General features: G+C 69.7%; 18 protein-coding genes and 1 riboswitch. Of the genes, 15 read left to right on the top strand and 3 right to left on the bottom strand.

All coding sequences use genetic code 11. From position 1 onward, the window contains the following. Positions 1-88 precede the first annotated feature (88 nt). Positions 89-203: riboswitch (SAM riboswitch) on the top strand. A gap of 11 nt (positions 204-214) precedes the next feature. Together metX and AB4Y75_RS08445 are read left to right on the top strand one after the other, a co-directional pair. Beyond that, the gene (gene metX / locus AB4Y75_RS08450; protein ID WP_441435427.1) at positions 215-1,378 is read left to right on the top strand and encodes a homoserine O-acetyltransferase MetX; all 1,164 of its coding nucleotides are present in this window, start codon (positions 215-217) and stop codon (positions 1,376-1,378) included. 140 nt (positions 1,379-1,518) lie between these two features. After that, entirely contained in the window at positions 1,519-2,016 is a 498-nt protein-coding gene (locus AB4Y75_RS08445; RefSeq protein ID WP_441435426.1) for a hypothetical protein, read from the top strand. A 1-nt stretch (position 2,017) separates the two neighbouring features. Here AB4Y75_RS08445 and AB4Y75_RS08440 read toward each other — a convergent pair whose 3' ends face one another. Then, positions 2,018-2,851 carry an SGNH/GDSL hydrolase family protein gene (locus tag AB4Y75_RS08440; protein ID WP_441435425.1) on the bottom strand — a complete coding sequence of 278 codons (834 nt, stop codon included), beginning with the start codon at positions 2,849-2,851 and terminating at the stop codon, positions 2,018-2,020. A 116-nt stretch (positions 2,852-2,967) separates the two neighbouring features. On the opposite strand from AB4Y75_RS08440, the gene AB4Y75_RS08435 reads away from it, so the two are divergent. Beyond that, on the top strand, positions 2,968-3,624 hold the full coding sequence (locus tag AB4Y75_RS08435; protein ID WP_441435424.1) for an alpha/beta hydrolase: 657 nt from the start codon (positions 2,968-2,970) through the stop codon (positions 3,622-3,624). Here AB4Y75_RS08435 and AB4Y75_RS08430 read toward each other — a convergent pair. Continuing rightward, on the bottom strand, positions 3,608-3,847 hold the full coding sequence (locus tag AB4Y75_RS08430; protein ID WP_441435423.1) for an RNA-binding S4 domain-containing protein: 240 nt from the start codon (positions 3,845-3,847) through the stop codon (positions 3,608-3,610). The genes AB4Y75_RS08435 and AB4Y75_RS08430 overlap by 17 nt on opposite strands. 32 nt (positions 3,848-3,879) lie before the next feature. On the opposite strand from AB4Y75_RS08430, the gene AB4Y75_RS08425 reads away from it, so the two are divergent. From AB4Y75_RS08425 to AB4Y75_RS08410, 4 genes are all read left to right on the top strand, one after another. Further along, the gene (locus tag AB4Y75_RS08425) at positions 3,880-4,965 is read left to right on the top strand and encodes a lactonase family protein (protein ID WP_441435422.1); all 1,086 of its coding nucleotides are present in this window, start codon (positions 3,880-3,882) and stop codon (positions 4,963-4,965) included. An 84-nt stretch (positions 4,966-5,049) separates the two neighbouring features. Beyond that, on the top strand, positions 5,050-6,435 hold the full coding sequence (locus AB4Y75_RS08420) for a glycine--tRNA ligase (protein WP_441435421.1): 1,386 nt from the start codon (positions 5,050-5,052) through the stop codon (positions 6,433-6,435). A gap of 1 nt (position 6,436) precedes the next feature. Then, positions 6,437-7,444 carry a GNAT family N-acetyltransferase gene (locus AB4Y75_RS08415; RefSeq protein WP_441435420.1) on the top strand — a complete coding sequence of 336 codons (1,008 nt, stop codon included), beginning with the start codon at positions 6,437-6,439 and terminating at the stop codon, positions 7,442-7,444. A gap of 29 nt (positions 7,445-7,473) precedes the next feature. Next, the gene (locus tag AB4Y75_RS08410; RefSeq protein WP_441435419.1) at positions 7,474-8,835 is read left to right on the top strand and encodes a YibE/F family protein; all 1,362 of its coding nucleotides are present in this window, start codon (positions 7,474-7,476) and stop codon (positions 8,833-8,835) included. A 108-nt stretch (positions 8,836-8,943) separates the two neighbouring features. On the opposite strand, the gene AB4Y75_RS08405 is transcribed toward AB4Y75_RS08410, so the two are convergent. Then, positions 8,944-9,729: an SDR family NAD(P)-dependent oxidoreductase gene (locus tag AB4Y75_RS08405; RefSeq protein ID WP_441435418.1), complete on the bottom strand. Its 786-nt coding sequence runs from the start codon at positions 9,727-9,729 to the stop codon at positions 8,944-8,946. 160 nt (positions 9,730-9,889) lie between these two features. Here AB4Y75_RS08405 and AB4Y75_RS08400 point away from each other — a divergent pair, with 160 nt between their 5' ends. The 8 genes from AB4Y75_RS08400 to AB4Y75_RS08365 all read left to right on the top strand — a co-directional run bounded on the left by AB4Y75_RS08400 (position 9,890) and on the right by AB4Y75_RS08365 (position 18,265). Then, complete coding sequence (locus AB4Y75_RS08400) at positions 9,890-10,519, top strand: TetR family transcriptional regulator (RefSeq protein WP_441435417.1); 630 nt, start codon at positions 9,890-9,892, stop codon at positions 10,517-10,519. A 71-nt stretch (positions 10,520-10,590) separates the two neighbouring features. Further along, positions 10,591-11,763, top strand: a complete 1,173-nt coding sequence (gene dusB / locus AB4Y75_RS08395; protein ID WP_441435416.1) for a tRNA dihydrouridine synthase DusB — start codon at positions 10,591-10,593, stop codon at positions 11,761-11,763. Between the two features lie 159 nt (positions 11,764-11,922). Next, positions 11,923-12,861, top strand: a complete 939-nt coding sequence (locus AB4Y75_RS08390) for an ABC transporter ATP-binding protein (protein ID WP_441435415.1) — start codon at positions 11,923-11,925, stop codon at positions 12,859-12,861. Then, positions 12,858-13,667, top strand: coding sequence for an ABC transporter permease (locus tag AB4Y75_RS08385; protein ID WP_441435414.1), 810 nt, complete (start codon positions 12,858-12,860; stop codon positions 13,665-13,667). The genes AB4Y75_RS08390 and AB4Y75_RS08385 overlap by 4 nt, the downstream gene beginning before the upstream one ends. 17 nt (positions 13,668-13,684) lie before the next feature. Beyond that, the gene (locus AB4Y75_RS08380) at positions 13,685-14,875 is read left to right on the top strand and encodes a sensor histidine kinase (RefSeq protein ID WP_441435413.1); all 1,191 of its coding nucleotides are present in this window, start codon (positions 13,685-13,687) and stop codon (positions 14,873-14,875) included. 3 nt (positions 14,876-14,878) lie between these two features. After that, the gene (locus tag AB4Y75_RS08375; RefSeq protein WP_441435412.1) at positions 14,879-15,502 is read left to right on the top strand and encodes a response regulator; all 624 of its coding nucleotides are present in this window, start codon (positions 14,879-14,881) and stop codon (positions 15,500-15,502) included. A gap of 83 nt (positions 15,503-15,585) precedes the next feature. Beyond that, the gene (locus tag AB4Y75_RS08370) at positions 15,586-16,896 is read left to right on the top strand and encodes an ATP-binding protein (RefSeq protein WP_441435768.1); all 1,311 of its coding nucleotides are present in this window, start codon (positions 15,586-15,588) and stop codon (positions 16,894-16,896) included. A 103-nt stretch (positions 16,897-16,999) separates the two neighbouring features. Further along, entirely contained in the window at positions 17,000-18,265 is a 1,266-nt protein-coding gene (locus tag AB4Y75_RS08365; RefSeq protein WP_441435411.1) for a deoxyguanosinetriphosphate triphosphohydrolase, read from the top strand. The last annotated feature ends 7 nt before the right edge of the window (positions 18,266-18,272 follow it).

Below are 18,272 nucleotides of genomic sequence, written 5' to 3'. Positions count from 1 at the left end.
CCTCCCGGCGAACATAAATCGCGGGGAACCGTCTCATGAGACGTCATCTTCAGAAACGGTCCCAGCGCATCATTTAGACTGGTCCCAGAGTCACGAGTGCCAGTGCCAAACCCCGGTTCGCTGGCCGGCAACCCTCCTCCTGCGGCGGGGTGCCCCGGGTGAAGACTCGGCCCGGCACCAGACGGTGCGGGCAAGCGTCAGGAAACGAGGCCCCATGACCATCGCTGCATCCCGTCCTCTGTCCACCGTGCGGGAGGCCCCCGCCCATGAGCCGGACCGCGACGCCGGCGCACGCCACGGCGTGCAGCGCACCGCCGTCGTCGGGCCGCTGGAGCTCGAAGCCGGTGGCAAGCTGCCGGAGGTCACTCTCGCCTACGAGACGTGGGGAACCCTGGCGCCGGACGCCGGCAATGCCGTCCTCATCCAGCATGCGCTCACGGGAAGCGCCCACGTGGCGCAGGGCGATTCGGACGAGGAAGGGTGGTGGGACGGACTGGTGGGACCGGGCCGTGCTATCGACACGGACCGGTTCTTCGTGGTGTCCGTGAACATCATCGGCGGCTGCAATGGGAGCACCGGGCCGTCGAGCCCCGCGCCGGACGGCAAGCCGTGGGGCTCGCGATTCCCCTTCATCACGCTCCGCGACGCCGCGGCGGCCGAGGCCCGGCTGGCAGACCGGCTGGGGATCCGTCAGTGGTTCGCGGTGGTCGGCGGTTCCATGGGCGGCGCCCGGGCCCTGGAATGGGCTGCGGGATTCCCGGACCGGGTCCGCAAGTGCGCCGTGATCGCCGTCGGCGCCCACAGCACGGCCGAGCAGATCGCGCTGGCCCAGGCCCAGACCCTCGCCATCCGCCAGGACCCGGCTTTCCGGGACGGCGACTACTACGGCGGTCCGGCCCCGGAGGCCGGACTGGCCCTGGCCCGCAGGATCGCGCACATCTCCTACCGCAGTGAGGCGGAGCTGGAAGCCCGGTTCAGCCGGAAACCGCAGGACGGCGAGGAGCCGCTCAGCGCGTCGGCCCTCGCCGAGCGGGGCCGGTACCAGGTGGAGAGTTACCTGGACCACCAGGGCTCCAAGCTGGTCCGCCGCTTCGACGCCAACAGCTACATCGCCCTGACGGAGGCGCTCATGAGCCACGACGTCGGCCGGGGCCGCGGGGGAGTGGAGGCCGCCCTCGCGGACAGCCCGGTCGAGTTCTTCGTGGCTGCGGTCGAGTCGGACCGGCTGTATCTTCCGTCCCAATCCGAGGCCCTCGCCGCAGCCCTGCCCGGCGACGTCGCGGTGCACCGGATCGCCTCGGAGATCGGGCACGACGGGTTCCTCACCGAGGCCGGCCAGTTGGGCGCGCTCCTGGGGACGACCCGCTACATCTGGTAGCGGATTCACCACCTGGATAGCGGACTCAGCGATGATGGATCGGCTGAGGGCACAGGGGCAGGTTCGTCGTGCACAGGGGCAGGCTCGTCTCGGACGGAGACCGTCCGAGGGCGGTGAGTCGCCCGGTGTAGGCTCCGAACATGGCTCTGGAACCACTTCTGCTCCGCCTGGACCGCATCGCCGGAGGACGCCAGGCAGGCGTCCTCATCGAGGAGCATCAGCGGCTCCATCCGAAGACGCGCCGCGCCTTCACCTGGGTGCTGTGGCTCCTGGTGGTCGAGCTCGTCCTGGGGGTGGGGGCCGTCGTCGTCGCACTCGTGCTGGCGAGCAGCGGCGAGCCCGTGCCGTTCGCCGTGTGGATGCGCACCGTGGTGGTGCTGGCCATGACGGCCACCCTGTTCTATTTCGCGTGGCGCGCGACCAAGGGCTGGTACTGGGCGTACCAGCGGCTCCGGCTCTTCGCGCAGATCTTCCCCGTGGTCACGCTGGTCATGGCCGCCATTCCCGGGCTGTACCCGCTCTGGATGGTGACCGAGCAGATCGTGTTCAGCCTGATCATGATCGGCATCGGGGACTTCCTCACGAGCGATCACATGAGGAACGCGTTCCGGAAACCGGCGCCGGCGGAGAACTCCTGAGTCAGAGCTCCTGACCCGGGAGGAACACCGGCCCGGGGACGGGGCGCTTCGGCTGGATGCCGTCGCCGGAGGACTGGTGGCGCAGACGGCGCAGAACCCACGGGAACAGGTGCTCCCGGGCCCAGAGGAAGTCCTCCGTGCGGGCGGTGCGCCAGGTCTTCTCCGGCAGCGGCTTGGGGGAGAGCGGTTCCAGATTGTGCCGGACGTTCAGCGCGTCCAGGACCATGGTGGCGATGGTGTGGTGGCCGAGCGGCGAGAAGTGCAGCCTGTCCTGATCCCAGTACTGCCAGCCGGCCAGCTGGCGCAGGGACCACATGTCCGCGATCACGGCGTCGTGCCGCGCGGCCACCGTCCGCAGGTTCTCGTTGTAGATGGCCACTTTGCCGCGGAGCGGGCTGAGCACCGTGGACACCGTGTCCGGGCCGTTGAAGAGGACCACCGTGGCGCCGTCGGAGGCCAGACGTTCGACGGCGGCATCCAGCGTGTTGGCGAGGGCGTCGGGATCGCCGCCCGGCCGGATCAGGTCGTTGCCGCCTGCGGAGATGGTGATCAGGTCCGGTTTGAGGTCCAGGCAGGGGTCCACCTGCTCGTCGATGATCTGCTGCAGCAGACGGCCCCGGATGGCGAGGTTCGCGTAGGCGAAGTCGGGGTGGCCGGCGCTCAGTTCCTCCGCCACGCGGTCGGCCCAGCCACGGTGACCGCCGGGACTGGCAGGCTCGGGATCGCCGATCCCCTCCGTGAACGAATCGCCGAGGGCGACGTACCGCGTCCACGGATGACCGGGGTCGCCCTGCTCGGGAGCCTGCGAGGATGAAAACTGAGAGGTGTCGCTCATTCTTCCCATCATGCCCCTGGGCCGCCCGGTTACGCCACCGTAGCTTCCGGGTGGCCTGGTTCTGGCGCTCGCCTCTTCGGCGGGACCGTTCGGTTTGTGATGGCAGAATACGAGCCATGACTTCTGACGCTCCCGCCTTCCCCGAGCCCACCGTCCTCTGGTCAGTCCCCGAAGAGCAGCGGCATGGCAGGCCCCTGCTGGTGCTCCTGCACGGTTACGGCGCGAATGAGGCCGATCTGTTCGGCCTGGCGGATCAGCTCCCCGAGGAGTTCGTGGTCGCGAGCGTGCGCGCGCCGCTCGCCATGGGTCCGGGCTTCACCTGGTTCCCGCTCACCGGCTCCCTGGACTACTCCTTCGACGCCGTCAAAGCCGCGACGGAGTACGTCCTCGACTGGCTGGACGGGGTCCAGGAGGACTTCAGCTCTGTGAGCCTGCTCGGCTTCTCCATGGGAATGGCGATGGCCACCAGCATGTGGCGGCGCCGTCCGCAGGACTTCGCGGCGATCGTGGGACTGTCAGGGTTCGCCGTGGAAGGCGGCTCCGAATGGTTCCGGGACGCGGAGCTGGACGGCGCCACGCCGTTCTTCTGGGGCCGTGATCCACAGGACCCGGTGATCACCCGCGACAAGGTGGACTTCACCGCGGCCTGGCTGCTGGGCAAGGCCCGCGCCACCAAGGTGCAGTACAGCGGCGTGTGGCATGGCATCAGCCCTCAGGAAGTGGGGCACGTCGCCGAATTCCTCGGCTTCGAGGTCCTCAGCCCGCAGCGGTGATGCGCACGCTCTGGCCGTTGACGGTCACCACATCGCCCGCCGTCAGCTGACGGCCCCGGCGGTCCTCGATGTCGCCATTGACCTTGACCAGCCCGTTCTTGATCAGCTCGGTGGCCTCCACGCCGTCATCGGCGAGGGAGGCCAGCTTGAGGAGCTGTCCCAGACGGATCATGGAATCCCGGATCTCGATGGTGTCCATGCCGGCCGGTTCAGGAGAAGTCATATCCCCATGATGCCTTACCCCACGGAGGAACGATGAACATCCAGCTCTATCTGGGCAGCTACACCGAGGACGGTTCCGGACAGGGCCCCGGCGTGCAGCGGGTGTCGGTGGATCCGGTGGCGGGCGAGCTGACCGTGCACGCCACCAGTGCGGGCGTGCGCAACCCGTCGTTCCTGCACCGCTCCTTCCTGCGCCGCTCCTTCCTGAACGGCGGGTCCTCGCTGGACGGAGGGTCTGAAGGCCGCCTTTTCGCGGTGGAGGAGCTCGACGCCGGCCAGGTGGTGGAGCTGGATCCCGACACGCTCGCGGTGATGGCCCGGGTGAGCAGCGGCGGGTCGTTCCCGTGCCACCTCGGCGCGGTCGGAGGGCTCCTCCTGGTGTCCAACTACGGTTCGGGGACCGTGTCCGGCCTTCCGCTCGACCGGCCGTGGGGCGCGGAACCGCTCTGGACCGTGGGACAGGAGGGGAACGGGCCGGTGACGGACCGGCAGGAGGGCCCGCACGCCCATTCGACCCTCGCCCTGGGGGAGGACCGCTTCGTCGTGGCGGATCTGGGCCGGGACCGGGTGGACGAGTACTTGCTGGGCGAGGACGACGGTGTGCCGGACCTCGTGGGCGGTCTCGACCTCCCGCCCGGCACGGGGCCGCGGCATCTGCTGCTGGAGCCGCAGGGCGAGGACGGAACCGTGGACCTCTGGATCGTCGGTGAACTCGACGCCGCACTGCACCGGGCACGGCGCACCCCGGACGGGTCCTGGGCCCTGATCGGATCGCCCGTGGCGTTGGCTCCCGGCCAGGAGGCGGCCTTTCCGAGTGAGATCACGGCCCACCCCGGCTCCGGTGAGCGGGCGCTCGTGGTGGGGGTGCGCGGGAGCGACACGCTCGCCGTCGTCGGGCGTGGGGACGGAGAGGAGCGACTGCTCCGGACCATTCCCTGCGGCGGCTCCTGGCCGCGCCACCTCGCCTGGGCGACGGACGACGACGGCGCGCCGCGCCTCTGCGTGGCGGCGGAACGAGGGCACCGGCTGAGCGTGTTCGTCCCCGGCCCGGACGGAATCCCTGTGGCGCAGGCCTCGCTGGAGACATTGAGCCCCACCATGGTGCTCCCGGTAGGCTAGATCGTGTGTCCTCTTTCAGGACATCTACCGCAGTATCCGCACCCGGACCGCACCCAGCGGCCCGCTTCCCCTGGAGTTGTTCATATGGCAGCAAAGTCCACCCTCGATTCGGTCATCTCCCTCGCCAAGCGGCGCGGATTCGTTTTCCAGGCCGGTGAGATCTACGGTGGATCGCGCTCCGCATGGGACTACGGCCCCCTCGGCGCCGAGCTCAAGGAGAACATCAAGCGTCAGTGGTGGCAGACCTTCGTCCGCGGCCGTGCCGACATGGTGGGCCTGGACTCCTCGGTGATCCTGCCCTCCAAGGTGTGGGAGGCCTCCGGTCACGTCGCGACCTTCACCGACCCGCTGGTCGAGTGTCTCTCCTGCCACAAGCGCCACCGCCAGGACCACCTCCTGGAGGCGTACGAGGAGAAGAAGGGCCGTGCCCCGGAGAACGGCATGGGCGACATCGTCTGCCCGGATTGCGGCACGCGCGGCGAGTGGACCGAGCCCCAGAACTTCTCGGGCCTCATGAAGACCTACCTGGGCCCCATCGACGATGAGTCCGGCAAGCACTACCTGCGCCCGGAGACGGCCCAGGGCATCTTCGTGAACTTCGCCAATGTGGTGACCGCCGCCCGCAAGAAGCCGCCGTTCGGCATCGGCCAGGTGGGCAAGGCGTTCCGCAACGAGATCACGCCCGGCAACTTCATCTTCCGCACCCGCGAGTTCGAGCAGATGGAGATCGAGTACTTCACGCCCCCGGCGGAGGCTCCCGCCGCGTTCGACGAGTGGGTCGAGGCCTGCTGGAACTGGTTCGTGGACCTGGGCATCAACCCGGAGAACATGCGCCGCTTCGACGTCCCGGACGGCGAGCGCGCCCACTACTCGGACCGCACCATCGACATCGAGTACAAGTTCGGCTTCGCCGGTTCCGGCTGGGGCGAGCTCATGGGTGTGGCGAACCGCACCGACTTCGACCTCAAGAACCACATCGAGCACTCGAAGCAGGACCTCTCCTACTTCGACCAGGCCTCTGGCGAGCGGTACGTCCCGTACGTGATCGAGCCGTCCTTCGGCCTGACCCGTTCCATGATGGCGTTCCTGGCCGACGCGTACACCGAGGACGAGGCCCCCAACTCGAAGGGCGGCGTGGACAAGCGCACCGTCCTGAAGCTGGACCCGCGCCTGGCGCCGGTCAAGGCCGCCGTGCTGCCGCTGTCCCGCAACGAGCAGCTCTCCCCGCTGGCCCGCGAACTGGGCGACAAGCTGCGCAAGCACTGGAACATCGACTTCGACGACGCCGGCGCCATCGGCCGCCGCTACCGCCGCCAGGACGAGATCGGCACGCCGTTCTGCATCACCGTGGACTTCGACACGCTCGAGGACAACGCCGTGACCATCCGCGAACGCGACACCATGAGCCAGGAGCGTGTCTCCCTGGACCAGCTGGAGGCCTACCTGGCCGGAAAGCTGCTGGGCGCCTAGCATGACCATCCAGTACCGTCCCTGGCGGGAAGGCGATGACCTGGAACTGCTCCAGCTGTGGGGGGATCCCGATTCCCCCGCGGCGGGGCAGTTCCGGGCCTCCTTCGCGCCGTCCGTGGGCAGCATCGACGGGGACACCGCACCCGGTGAGCCCTGGCGGCAGTGCATCGTGGCCGAGGACGTGGTGGACGGTGTGTCCATCCCCGTGGCCGCGGGCGTGGTCTACGAGACCGCACTGCACAGCGAACGGCTCTGGTCCTACATCGAAGTGGCCCGCGATCATCGCGGCCACGGCATCGGGTCCAGCCTGCTCGTGATGCTGCGCCGGGAGGCCGAGCTGTCCCCGTCGGGTGTCCGCGCGCTCCGGTCCAAGGTGGCCGCGGGCACGGACGGCGCCGCGTTCGTGGAGTCCGCCGGCTTGGAGACCATCCAGCGCTCACGTCTGGTGGAGGTCTCCGCCGGCGCTCTGAAGCTCCCGGTCTTCGACGGCGAGGGGGAGGACGCCGGCAGCGACGTCATCATGGACCTCGCCACGGGCTCGGTGGAACTGACCCAGCTGGTGGGCCGGTACTACCGGGAGGTGCACTCCTGGGACGATCCGGGCGAGCTGTCCCTGGGCACGGTCCAGCGGCTCTTCCTCGATGACCTCTCCGGCGCCCACGGCGCGATCGTGCTCCGGGCCAAGCCGGAGTCGGCCTTCGGCAGCACGGTCTCGCCCACCCGCAAGGGGAAGATCCGCGCGTTCGCCATCAGCTACGCCGCGCCGGTGACGGGGGAGGAGATCCCGGAGGGCGCCACCGAGGTGTTCCTGGGCCACGATCCCGCGCTGGAACCCGAGGACGCCGCCGAGGCGGTCCGCGACCTGCTCTCCCTCATCGCCTACCAGCACCCTGTGCTGCTGGAAGTGGACGATTCGATGACAGCCTTGCGTGCCGCCGTCGAGCCCCTCCTGGAGACGGGCGGGGCCCGGCAGCTGGGCGCCGACGTCCTGGTGGTCAGCGACAAGTAACGGCGGAACCGACAGAGCGGAGCGGGCCCATGGGAGCCGGACATTCACACGGCGGGGGCCACTCGCACGACGACGCCGCGCCGCCGTCCGCGGAAGCGGCGGCGGCCAGGCGCCGGGCGGGGTGGATCCTGGCCGCCATCCTGGTGCCGGTCACCTTGCTGACGGTGCTGGGCATGGTGCTCCTGTGGCCTTCGGGCAAGCATGAGGACCTGCGTCTGAGTTCGCCGTACTCGACCGCGCCCGGCGTCAGCTTCGACACGGGCAAGGTCATGAGCGTGACCAAGGGGTCCTGCTCCGGGAACTCGCCGGACGCGCAACAGGGTTCGGGCCAGGAGGGTGCAGGTCAGGGCGGCTCAGGCCAGTCGTCGCCAGGGGCCAGCAGGCTCACGTCCTGCTTCTGGGCCGTCACCCAGCCCGACGCCGGTGGCTCTCCCGTCCAGGTGGTGTTCAACCCGGAGGTGTCCGCCTCGGACTCCGTGCACCCGGGCGACGGCATCCGGTACCTCAACCTCTCGCAGGTCCAGGGAGCCTCGGCCGGCCATTCGCCGTCCTATGTGTTCGTGGACTTCGTCCGGTCCGCACCCATCGCGATCCTCGCCGTGTTGTACGCCGCCGTGGTGATCCTGGTGGCACGCTGGCGGGGATTCCGGGCGCTGCTCGGCCTGGGAGTGGCCTATCTGGTGCTGGCGTTCTTCCTGCTGCCCGGGCTCGTGGACGGCAAACCGGCCATGCCCCTGGCGCTCACCGCGTCCACGGCGATCCTGATCGCGGTGCTGTACTTCGCGCACGGCTTCTCGGCCCGGACGTCCACGGCGCTCCTCGGGACGATCTTCGGCCTGCTCGTCACGGCCGGTCTGGCGATGTGGGCCACCGATGCGGCCAAGCTCCTCGGCATCGGCAGCCACGAGGCATCCACCCTGGTCAACACGAGCGGGACGATTTCGATCTCGAGCGTCGTGCTCTGCGGGCTGATCGTGGCCAGCCTGGGCGCGCTCAACGATGTGACCATCACGCAGGCCTCCGCGGTGTGGGAGCTGTACGAATTCTCGCCGGAGACCTCGGCGCCCAAGCTGTTCGCCTCGGCCATGCGGATCGGGCGGGACCACATCGCCTCCACGGTCTACACGATCGCCTTCGCCTACGCGGGCGCCGCCCTGCCGGTCCTGATCATCGTGATGCTCTACGAGCGGCTCTTCCTGGACACCCTCACCAGTGCCGAACTGGCGGAAGAAGTGGTGAGGACCCTGATCGGCTCGATCGGGCTGGTGCTGGCGATTCCGCTGACCACGCTCGTGGCGGTCCTCGTGGTCAAAGCCACCAATCTGCACCGGCACGCCGTGGAATCCGAGCAGCCCCTGACACGCAGGGAACGGCGCGCACTGGGCCGCTGACCTCCCTGGAGCACACCGCGAGTTCGTTGCGTGCTCAGTTGTTGCGGGTGTTTCCGGAAAACACCCGCAACAACTGAGCACGCAAGGTGGTGCGACCCGGGGGAGGTCCTAGAAGTGGGTGCCGCCGTCGATCCGGATCTCGGTGCCGGTGATGAAGGCTCCGTCCTCACTGGCGAGCATCGCGACCACGCCGGCCACGGTCTCGGGGCCCGCGAAGCCCTGACCCAGTGCGGGGGCGAGCTTCAGGAACAGGCTCATGTCGGCGTCGTCGGGCAGGCCGGGGCCGGTGCTCTGGCGGCTCTGGCCGCTCCCGTCGGTCATGCCGGAGGAGATGGAGCCCGGCTGGACCGCGGTGAAACGGATGCCGGCCTTGGCGTACTCGGCGGCCAGGGCGTGGGTCATGGACTGCACGCCGCCCTTGCTGGCCGCGTAGGCCGCCATATAGGGGTGCGCGAAGCCCGCCGAGGTGGAGCTGAAGTTCACGACGGCGGCGCCGTTGCCCTCCTTCAGGGCCGGGACCGCTTCACGGATCACCAGGAACGTCCCCACCAGGTTGATGCGGATGACCTGTTCGAACGACTCCAGCGTCGTCTGCTCGGTGTGAGACGAGCGGAGGATGCCCGCCGCGTTGACCAGGGCGTCCAGGCCGCCCAGGAAGCCGAGGGCGGCTGCGACACCCTCCTTCACGGAGGTCTCGTCGGCGATGTTCATGACGACGGTCTTCAGGCGCTCGGCGTCGGCGCCGGCCCGGGTGACGGTGTCGGCCAGTCCGGCCTCGCTCACATCGGCGGCCACCACGGAACCCCCTTCGGAGAGGATGCGCAGCACGGTGGCCTGGCCGATCCCGGAGCCGCCGCCCGTGACGAGGGTACGGCGGTCTGCATAGCGAAGCATGATGATCCTTTCGATCCACGGGGCCGGGGGAGGGATCCGGCCGATCCTGGGAAGCCAGGGCCGTTCGGCCCTGGCGATGCCTCCAGCCTACGCTCAATGGCACGGCGTGCCAAGATGGCAAAAAAGGTCATGGTCAAGACGGTTGAGATACCATCACGGAGTGGAAGCAGAACAGCCCAGCCTGAGGGAGCGTCGTCGCGCCCAGACACGGATGGAGCTCGCCGCGGCGGCGGCCGAGCTCTTCACCGCACAGGGGGTGGTCGCCACGACGGCCGAAGAGATCGCGGCGCGCGCCGGCATCTCCCTGCGGACCTTCTACCGGTACTTCCGCACCAAGGAGGAGGCCATCGCGCCCCTCCTGGAGATCGGGGCCGAACAGTGGCAGGCTGCCCTGCGTTCGGCGCCCGCGGACTCGGACGGCAAGGACGCCGTGGCCCAGGCCATCCGTCATGTGCTCAACCCGCAGGACCGGGAGGCCGCGGAGGGGATGGAGCTCGTCCGTGACCTCCTGATCGCCGCGGAGGAGGACCCGGAGCTGGCAGGGGTCTGGGCGGTGGTCAACGCGCGCTCGGAGAATGAGCTGCTGGCCGTCATGGCGGAACGGCTCGGATCCGAGGACTGCCTGCTGGTCCGGCTCCACGCCACCGCCGCCACGGCGGCCATCCGCGTCGCGCTGGAAGCCTGGGCGGCGGGCGTGACCCCCGCCCCGCCCGGCGACGACGGCGAGCCACGCCACCCGGCGTCGTCGCTGGCGGTCGAGGCCTTCCGCAGGCTGTCCGCCGGACTCTGACACCCGTCCCCTGACCAGGGGCCGCGCACGCGATTTGCGCCGGTGCGGGACCGGTGCGGGACAATGGTGGGGTGACCCTTGAAGCGCTTCCCACCAGAATCGAGCTGCCACCCCTCACGCTCGGCGACATCACCGTTGACACCCCGGTGGTGCTCGCACCCATGGCCGGCATCACCAACAAGGCCTTCCGCCGCCTCTGCCGCGAGTTCGGCGGCGGCCTCTACGTCGCGGAGATGGTCACCTCCCGGGCGCTCGTGGAGCGCTCGCCCGAATCGCTGCGGATCATCGAGCATGACGACGACGAGTCGGTCCGCTCCGTGCAGCTGTACGGCGTCGATCCGGTCACGGTCGGCGCGGCCGTCCGCATGCTGGTCGAGGAGGGGCGGGCGGATCACATCGATCTGAACTTCGGCTGCCCCGTCCCCAAGGTCACCCGCCGCGGCGGCGGCTCGGCGCTGCCCTGGAAGATCGACCTCTTCACCGCGATCGTCCAGACCGCCGTGCGCGAGGCCTCCAAGGGCGGCATCCCGCTGACCATCAAGATGCGCAAGGGCATCGACGAGGACCACCTCACCTACCTGGAAGCCGGCCGCATCGCCCGCGACGCCGGGGTGGCGGCGGTCGCGCTGCACGGCCGCACGGCGAGCCAGTTCTACTCCGGCAAGGCCGACTGGGACGCCATCGCCCGTCTGCGCGAGGCCCTTCCGGACATCCCCGTGCTGGGCAACGGCGACATCTGGAGTGCCGAGGACGCCGAGCGCATGGTGCGCCAGACCGGCGTCGACGGCGTGGTGGTCGGCCGTGGCTGCCAGGGCCGTCCGTGGCTCTTCGGCGACCTGCAGGCCGCCTTCGACGGGCGCGACGACCGCATCCGCCCCGGGCTCCGGGAAGTGTCGGAAGCCGTGTACCGGCACGCCGAGCTGCTGATCGACACCTTCGGGGAGGAAGGCAAGGCACTGCGGGACATCCGCAAGCACATGGCCTGGTACTTCAAGGGCTATGTGGTGGGCGGGGACCTGCGCGCCAAGCTAGCTGCCGTCCCGGACCTGGCGACGCTGCGCGAACTGCTCGATCAGCTGGACCTGGAATCCCCGTACCCGGGCGTCGACGCCGAGGGCCCCCGCGGCCGCGCCGGCACCCCGAAGCGGACCGCGCTTCCCGACAAGTGGCTGGAGAGCCGCAGCCTGAACGACGAGCAGCGCGCCACCATCAAGGCCGCCGAGCTGGACGTCTCGGGCGGCTGACCGCTGTTCTCACTCGGCCGGGGCCGCCGCGGCCATGACGGATGTCATGCCCCGGTCGTGACGCACGGCCGGGGTCCTCGCACCCGGTCCGAGGTCGAATGGATCTCAGGAAGAGCACTCGCTCTTCGGATCCATCCGGCAGACGCGGAATGCGAGGACATGATGAGCCAGTTACTGGCTGTGGACGCCCAGGGCCTTCACAAGAGTTTCGGGACGGTGCACGCCGTCCGCGGCCTGGATCTCCAGGTGAAGCCCGGCGAGGTGGTGGCCTTCCTGGGTCCCAACGGCGCCGGCAAGACCACCACCATCGACATGATCCTCGGGCTCTCTGAGCCGACGAAGGGCAGCGTCAAGGTGTACGGCGGGACACCGCGTCAGGCCATCGCCCGCGGTCAGGTCGCCGCGGTCATGCAGACCGGTGGTCTGCTCCGGGACATCACCGTCAAGGAGACCGTCCAGCTCACGGCCGCCATGTTCGACTCGGCCCGGCCCGTGGCGGAGGTCCTGGAGCGTGCCGGGATCGCGGATCTCGCCGACCGCCGGGTGGAGAAGTGCTCGGGAGGCCAGCAGCAGCGCCTGCGCTTCGCCATGGCGCTGGTCTCCGACCCCGGCCTCATGATCCTGGACGAACCGACCACCGGCATGGACGTGACCGGTCGCCGCGAGTTCTGGCACGCCATCCGGCAGGACGCGCAGCGCGGCCGGACGGTGGTGTTCGCCACCCACTACCTCGATGAGGCGGACGCCTACGCGGACCGCATCGTCCTGGTCCGTCAGGGCCGTGTGGTCGCCGATGGCACCGCCGCCGAGATCAAGAATCTGGCCGCCGGACGCACCATCCGTGCGGCGCTGAGTCACGAGGACCCGCGGCTGGTCCGGCTGCCCCAGGTGGACTCCGTGGAGTACGACGGCGCCCGGGTCACCATCCGCTCCCAGGATTCGGACGCCGTGCTCCGCTTCCTCCTGGCCGAGACCGACGCGCATGACGTCGAGGTCAGCGCGAACAACCTCGAGGACGCCTTCGTGGCCCTCACCAGCGACGATGCCGAACCCGCCGTCGTCGGCCAGCACCACACCGGAAGCGAGGCCCAGGCATGAGCGTTCCCAGCAGCACCGCGGCAGACCCTCTGGCGGAGATCCAGCTGGTGGACCGCAAGCCCGCCGCCGGCGGGATCAACGGCACCTTCCTCTGGATCGAGATCAAGCGGCTCCTGCGCAACCGCCGGACCCTAATCTTCACCATCGCCATCCCGGCCCTCTTCTTCGCCATCTTCGGTCTGTCCAACAAGAACCAGATGCTCCCGGGCGGCACGCACAGTTACGGCGAGTACATCCTCATCAGCCTCACCGTGTACGCGGCGATGACCTCGGCCACGGCGTCCGGCTCCCAGGTGGCGGTCGAACGGGCACAGGGCTGGTCGCGGCAGCTCCGTCTGACGCCGCTGCGCCCCGGAGCCTACATCATGGTCAAGGCCGCGGCGGCTCTGGCCATGAGCCTGATCGCCGTGGTGGCGCAGTTCGTGATCGGATCCCTGTTCGGCGTGCACCTGGACGCCGGGACCCTGGTGGTGGCCGGCCTGGCCGCCTGGCTGGGCTCGCTCGTCTTCGCGGCTCTCGGCCTCATGGTCGGCTACCTCATGCCGAGCCAGAACGTCATGCAGCTCCTGGGTCCGGTGCTGGCCATCATGGCGATGCTCGGCGGGCTGTTCATGCCGGTGGAGATCATGGGGGACACGTTCGTGGGGATCGCCAAGTGGACCCCGGCGTACGGCATCGGGCAGATCGCCCGGAGCCCTCTGACCGGGAACTGGGACTGGCTCTGGGTCCTGAACGCGGTGGTATGGCTCGCTGTCTTCGTGACCGGTGCGGCCCTGGCCTTCCGCAAAGACACCCAGCGCGTCTGAGCCCTAGATTGGTTCTCATGGAAAAGACTCGGGGGAAGCCCGGCGGACTGGTGACCTGGCGTTCGGGGGCGGGGCCCCGGAACTGGCTCATCGGCGCCGGGTTCTCCCTGGTCCTGTGGACCTGGCCCACGTACACCACGGTCTGGGCCGATCCCACGCACTCCTTCGGCGACAAGATCCTGATCACCGGGCTGACGGTGCTGTTCTTCGCCTGCTATGCCGTGGGACCGCTGTACGCCTGGTCCCGGAAGACGACCGAGGACCGGGTCAGAGCGGCCGTCCTGGTGGTGCTCGCTCTGCTGCTCAGCAACGGACTGGTGGCGGTCGCTCTGGGGCTGGCCGCCCTGTGGACCTGGACCTTCCTGGCGTGTGCCGTGGCCATGATGCCGTTGCCGGTGCGCTGGAGGTTCCTGATGATCGCAGGCCTGGCCGTCGGTTCGCTGCTGGTCCAAGGGCTGAACGGCCAGGCCGAGGCCGGGTTCTTCCAGGCATCGCTCGTCCTGTCCCTCGGCTTCATGATGATGGCGTTCGCCCGGCAGATCGAACTCCGTCAGCAGCTCGAGGCCACCCGGAAGGACCTGGCCGTCGCTGCCGTGGCCGCAGAGCGGGACCGGATGGCACGGGACATGCATGACATCCTGGGGCACTCCCTGACCGTGGTGGCCGTGAAGGCCGAACTGGCGGGCCGGCTCCTGGACGCCGACCCCGGCCGTGCCGCCCGGGAACTGGAGGAGATCGAGGACCTGGCCCGCGGCGCCCTCGCCGATGTGCGGGCCACCGTGGCCGGGTACCGGGGAGTGAACGTCGTGGCCGAGCTGGCCCAGGCGCGCGGCGCGCTCGCATCCGCCGGGATCGACGCGGAACTGCCGGGCTCGGTGGACCAGGTGCCGGCCGCCCACCGCGAGCTCTTCGGCTGGGTGGTGCGCGAGGGCGTCACCAATGTGGTCCGCCACTCCCAGGCGGCGCGCTGCCGCATCACCCTCTCCCCGGACGGCGTGCAGGTGGACGACGACGGCGCGTGGCGCCCTGCGGTCCCGGCGGGCTCCGCGGAACCGGAGCCGGCGCCCGGAACCTCACCGTGGAGCGGCCAGTGGAGTGGACGGGGCACGGGATTGGACGGCCTGGCCGAACGGGTCAGGCAAGCGGGCGGGACCCTCAGCACGGGTCCCTCGGAACTGGGCGGATTCCGCCTCACGGTGGTGATGTAGACGATGACGCAGGACGGTGCGATCCGCCTGGTGATCGCGGACGACCAGGCCCTCGTGCGGGGTGCGCTCGCCGCCCTCCTGGGACTGGAACACGACATCGAGGTGGTGGCCGAGGCGGAGGACGGCGAAGCGGCGCTGGTGGCCGTGCGGGAGCACAGCGCCGACGTCGCGCTCCTCGATGTGCAGATGCCGGGCCTGGACGGGCTGGCCACGGCGGAGCGGCTGCGGAGGGAGGTGCCGGGCTGCCGGGTGCTCATGGTGACCACCTTCGGCCGGCCCGGTTACGTGCGCCGTGCGCTGCAGGCCGGCGCCGCCGGATTCGTCGTCAAGGACACCCCGGCCCGGCAGCTCGCCGAGGCCGTCCGCAAGGTGCGCGCCGGACTGCGGGTGATCGACCCTTCCCTGGCGGCGGAGTCCCTCGTGGCGGGTGAGTCCCCGCTGACCGCCCGCGAGGTCGACGTGCTCCGGGTGTCCGCCGGGGGCGGGACGGTGGCCGACATCGCCCGCGAGGTGTTCCTGTCGGAGGGGACGGTGCGGAATCACCTGTCGTCGGCCATGGCGAAGACCGGGGGCCGGACCCGCAGCGACGCGGCGCGGATCGCCTCGGAGAACGGTTGGTTGATCTAGCCGAACGACCCTGGCTCCGCCGGTGCGGCTCATGGCATGATGTCGGCACCCGGGCGACGACGCCGGCGAAGGAGCTGATGACCATGACCACGTGGAAGATCCGTGATTTCCATGCCTCCGATGTCGAGGGGATCCTGCACCTCTGGGAGTCCCTCAAGGCGTCCGGCATCGAGTCCGTCTACGACCTCGCCGAGGTGCTCGCGTCCTGCGAGAAGGACCATGCCGTGGTCGCAGTGCACGGCGAGACGGTGGTGGGGGCCGCCGTCGGGCGCGCGGCTCATGATCAGGGCTGGATCGTCTTCCTGGCCACACTGGATTCCTGGCATGGACAGGGCATCGGGACCTCGCTGCTCGCCGCCGTCGAACAGCGCATGGCGTCCCTCGGCCTGAATAAGCTCTCCGCCCTCATGCCCACGCAGGAGACGCGCGTGGAGGCGTTCCTCAATCGCGGTTTCGAGGTGAAAGCCGATCTGCGGTACTACGAGCGGAGGATCCCCATCCAGCGGGCCGAACTCGGGGCGCTGGAGCAGCTCGGCGGCCGGATCCTGCCCCGCGATCTCTGGGAGAAAGTGGCGGGCATGACCCGGGAGAAGCAGCTCCTGGAGCGGCGGCTGGTGCTGCCGCTGGCGGAAGGCGAGCTGGCGGAGGAGTTCGGCGTGGTGCCGCCGCGCGCCGTCGTGCTCTTCGGCCCGCCGGGAACCGGCAAGACCACCTTCGCCAAGGCCATCGCCTCCCGGCTGGAGTGGCCGTTCGTGGAGGTGTTCCCGTCGCGGCTCGCCGCCGATCCGGCCGGTCTGGCCGGTGCCCTGCGGGAGACGTTCCTGGAGATCGCCGAGCTGGAGCACGCCGTGGTGTTCATCGACGAGGTGGAGGAGATCGCCGCGCAGCGTTCGGGGGAGCCGCCGTCGCCTTTGCAGGGGGTGACGAATGAACTGCTCAAGATCATTCCGGCATTCCGTGATCAGCCCGGCCGTCTCCTGGTGTGCGCCACGAACTTCATCAGGTCTCTCGACTCCGCCTTCCTGAGGCACGGCCGCTTCGACTACGTGATCCCCATCGGTCTTCCCGATGAAGAGGCCCGGACCGCCATGTGGCAGCGGTTCATCCCGTCCAGCGTGCTGCCGGAGGTGGACGTCCAGGCCGTGGTGGACCGCAGCGAGGGCTTCTCCCCGGCGGACATCGAGTTCGCGGCGCGCAGCGCGTCCCAGCGTGCGCTGGAGAAGGCGGTGTACGACGGCGGCGCCACGCCCGGCGCCACGTCCGCCGGTGGCGCGGGGCGGCGCGGTCCCACCACGCGGGACTATCTGGAGACCATCGCGGACACCCGCGCCACGGTCAGCGAAGAGGTCCGTGAGGCGTTCCTGGAGGACATCGGGACGCTCGCCCGGACCTGAGCACCCCGGGTCCGTTCCGCTCAGAGGTGAAGTCCGCGGAAAATCCGCGCGTTGCCGCGTCACAGGCCGGGGGAGAAGGCCCTGCTCTGACTAGACTGAGGGCGTGAGTGACGCACAGTACCCGGCCCACGCTTCCGAACGCTGGGTCGCGGAGCCTGCCAAGAACACCTACCGCTCCGATTTCGAACGGGACCGGGCCCGGGTGCTCCATTCCTCCGCCCTGCGCCGTCTCGGGGCGAAGACCCAGGTGGTGGCCCCCGACACGGATGATTTCGTGCGGACCCGGCTGACCCACAGCCTGGAGGTGGCCCAGGTGGGCCGTGAACTCGGCCGGGCCCTGGGCTGCGATCCGGACGTGGTGGACACCGCCTGCCTCTCGCACGATCTGGGGCACCCGCCGTTCGGCCACAACGGCGAGTCGGCCCTGAACGACATCGCCCACGACATCGGCGGCTTCGAAGGCAACGCGCAGACCCTTCGGCTGCTCACCCGCCTGGAGCCGAAGGTCGTGGCGCCGGACGGAACGCCTGCCGGGCTGAACCTGACGCGCGCCAGCCTGGACGCCTCCTGCAAGTACCCCTGGCAGGCCGTGGACGCTCCTGTGATCAACGGACGGCGGACCAGCAAATTCGGCGCCTACGAGGACGATCTCCCCATCTTCGACTGGGTGCGGGACAACGCCCCCGCGGGCCAGACCTGCATCGAGGCGCAGGTCATGGACCTGGCCGACGACATCTCCTATTCCGTGCACGACGTGGAGGACGCCGTGGTGGCGGGCCATTTCCAGCTGCGCTGGATGGACAATCCCGATCATCGGGCCCGCGTGGTGGGGTACACGCGTCAGTGGTACCTCCCGCAGGCCGACCCGGCGGAGGTGGACGAAGCCCTGAGCCGTCTCGAGAAGACCGCCGTCTGGGTGCGGGAGGCCGACGGCAGCCGGAAGTCGATGGCCGCCCTGAAGAACATGACGAGTCAGCTGATCGGACGGTTCTGCCAGAGCGCGCTCGAGGCCACGCGGTCCGTCTACGGCCCGGACCCCCTGACCCGGTACAACGGACAGCTGATGGTGCCCGAGGAGACGGTCATGGAGATCGCCGTCATGAAGGGCCTGGCCACCACGTTCGTCATGACCACGGACCACCGTCAGCCGATCTACGAGCGGCAGCAGGAGGTGCTCCGGGCTCTCGTGAGCGCGCTGACCGCCACGGGGGACAAGCATCTGGAGCCCATGTTCGCCGCCGACTGGCGCGCCGCGGACAGCGACGACGCGCGCTTCCGAGTCGTCATCGACCAGGTGGCGTCGCTGACGGACGGATCGGCGCTGAGCCTGCACGAACGCCTGGTGGGCAGCCTGCCGTCGCTCTGGTGATCCCGCG

This window comes from Arthrobacter sp. RAF14 (assembly GCF_052114185.1).
Classification (GTDB): Bacteria; Actinomycetota; Actinomycetes; order Actinomycetales; family Micrococcaceae; genus Arthrobacter_E.
This window is presented reverse-complemented; position numbering and strand designations above follow the sequence as displayed.

Bases quoted from the DNA above. Each gene is read 5' to 3' on its own strand.
- metX (WP_441435427.1), top strand. From the start codon at position 215: ATGACCATCGCTGCATCCCGTCCTCTGTCCACCGTGCGGGAGGCCCCC.
- AB4Y75_RS08445 (WP_441435426.1), top strand. From the start codon at position 1,519: ATGGCTCTGGAACCACTTCTGCTCCGCCTGGACCGCATCGCCGGAGGA.
- AB4Y75_RS08440 (WP_441435425.1), bottom strand. From the start codon at position 2,851: ATGAGCGACACCTCTCAGTTTTCATCCTCGCAGGCTCCCGAGCAGGGC.
- AB4Y75_RS08435 (WP_441435424.1), top strand. From the start codon at position 2,968: ATGACTTCTGACGCTCCCGCCTTCCCCGAGCCCACCGTCCTCTGGTCA.
- AB4Y75_RS08430 (WP_441435423.1), bottom strand. From the start codon at position 3,847: ATGACTTCTCCTGAACCGGCCGGCATGGACACCATCGAGATCCGGGAT.
- AB4Y75_RS08425 (WP_441435422.1), top strand. From the start codon at position 3,880: ATGAACATCCAGCTCTATCTGGGCAGCTACACCGAGGACGGTTCCGGA.
- AB4Y75_RS08420 (WP_441435421.1), top strand. From the start codon at position 5,050: ATGGCAGCAAAGTCCACCCTCGATTCGGTCATCTCCCTCGCCAAGCGG.
- AB4Y75_RS08415 (WP_441435420.1), top strand. From the start codon at position 6,437: ATGACCATCCAGTACCGTCCCTGGCGGGAAGGCGATGACCTGGAACTG.
- AB4Y75_RS08410 (WP_441435419.1), top strand. From the start codon at position 7,474: ATGGGAGCCGGACATTCACACGGCGGGGGCCACTCGCACGACGACGCC.
- AB4Y75_RS08405 (WP_441435418.1), bottom strand. From the start codon at position 9,729: ATGCTTCGCTATGCAGACCGCCGTACCCTCGTCACGGGCGGCGGCTCC.
- AB4Y75_RS08390 (WP_441435415.1), top strand. From the start codon at position 11,923: ATGATGAGCCAGTTACTGGCTGTGGACGCCCAGGGCCTTCACAAGAGT.
- AB4Y75_RS08385 (WP_441435414.1), top strand. From the start codon at position 12,858: ATGAGCGTTCCCAGCAGCACCGCGGCAGACCCTCTGGCGGAGATCCAG.
- AB4Y75_RS08380 (WP_441435413.1), top strand. From the start codon at position 13,685: ATGGAAAAGACTCGGGGGAAGCCCGGCGGACTGGTGACCTGGCGTTCG.
- AB4Y75_RS08375 (WP_441435412.1), top strand. From the start codon at position 14,879: ATGACGCAGGACGGTGCGATCCGCCTGGTGATCGCGGACGACCAGGCC.
- AB4Y75_RS08370 (WP_441435768.1), top strand. From the start codon at position 15,586: ATGACCACGTGGAAGATCCGTGATTTCCATGCCTCCGATGTCGAGGGG.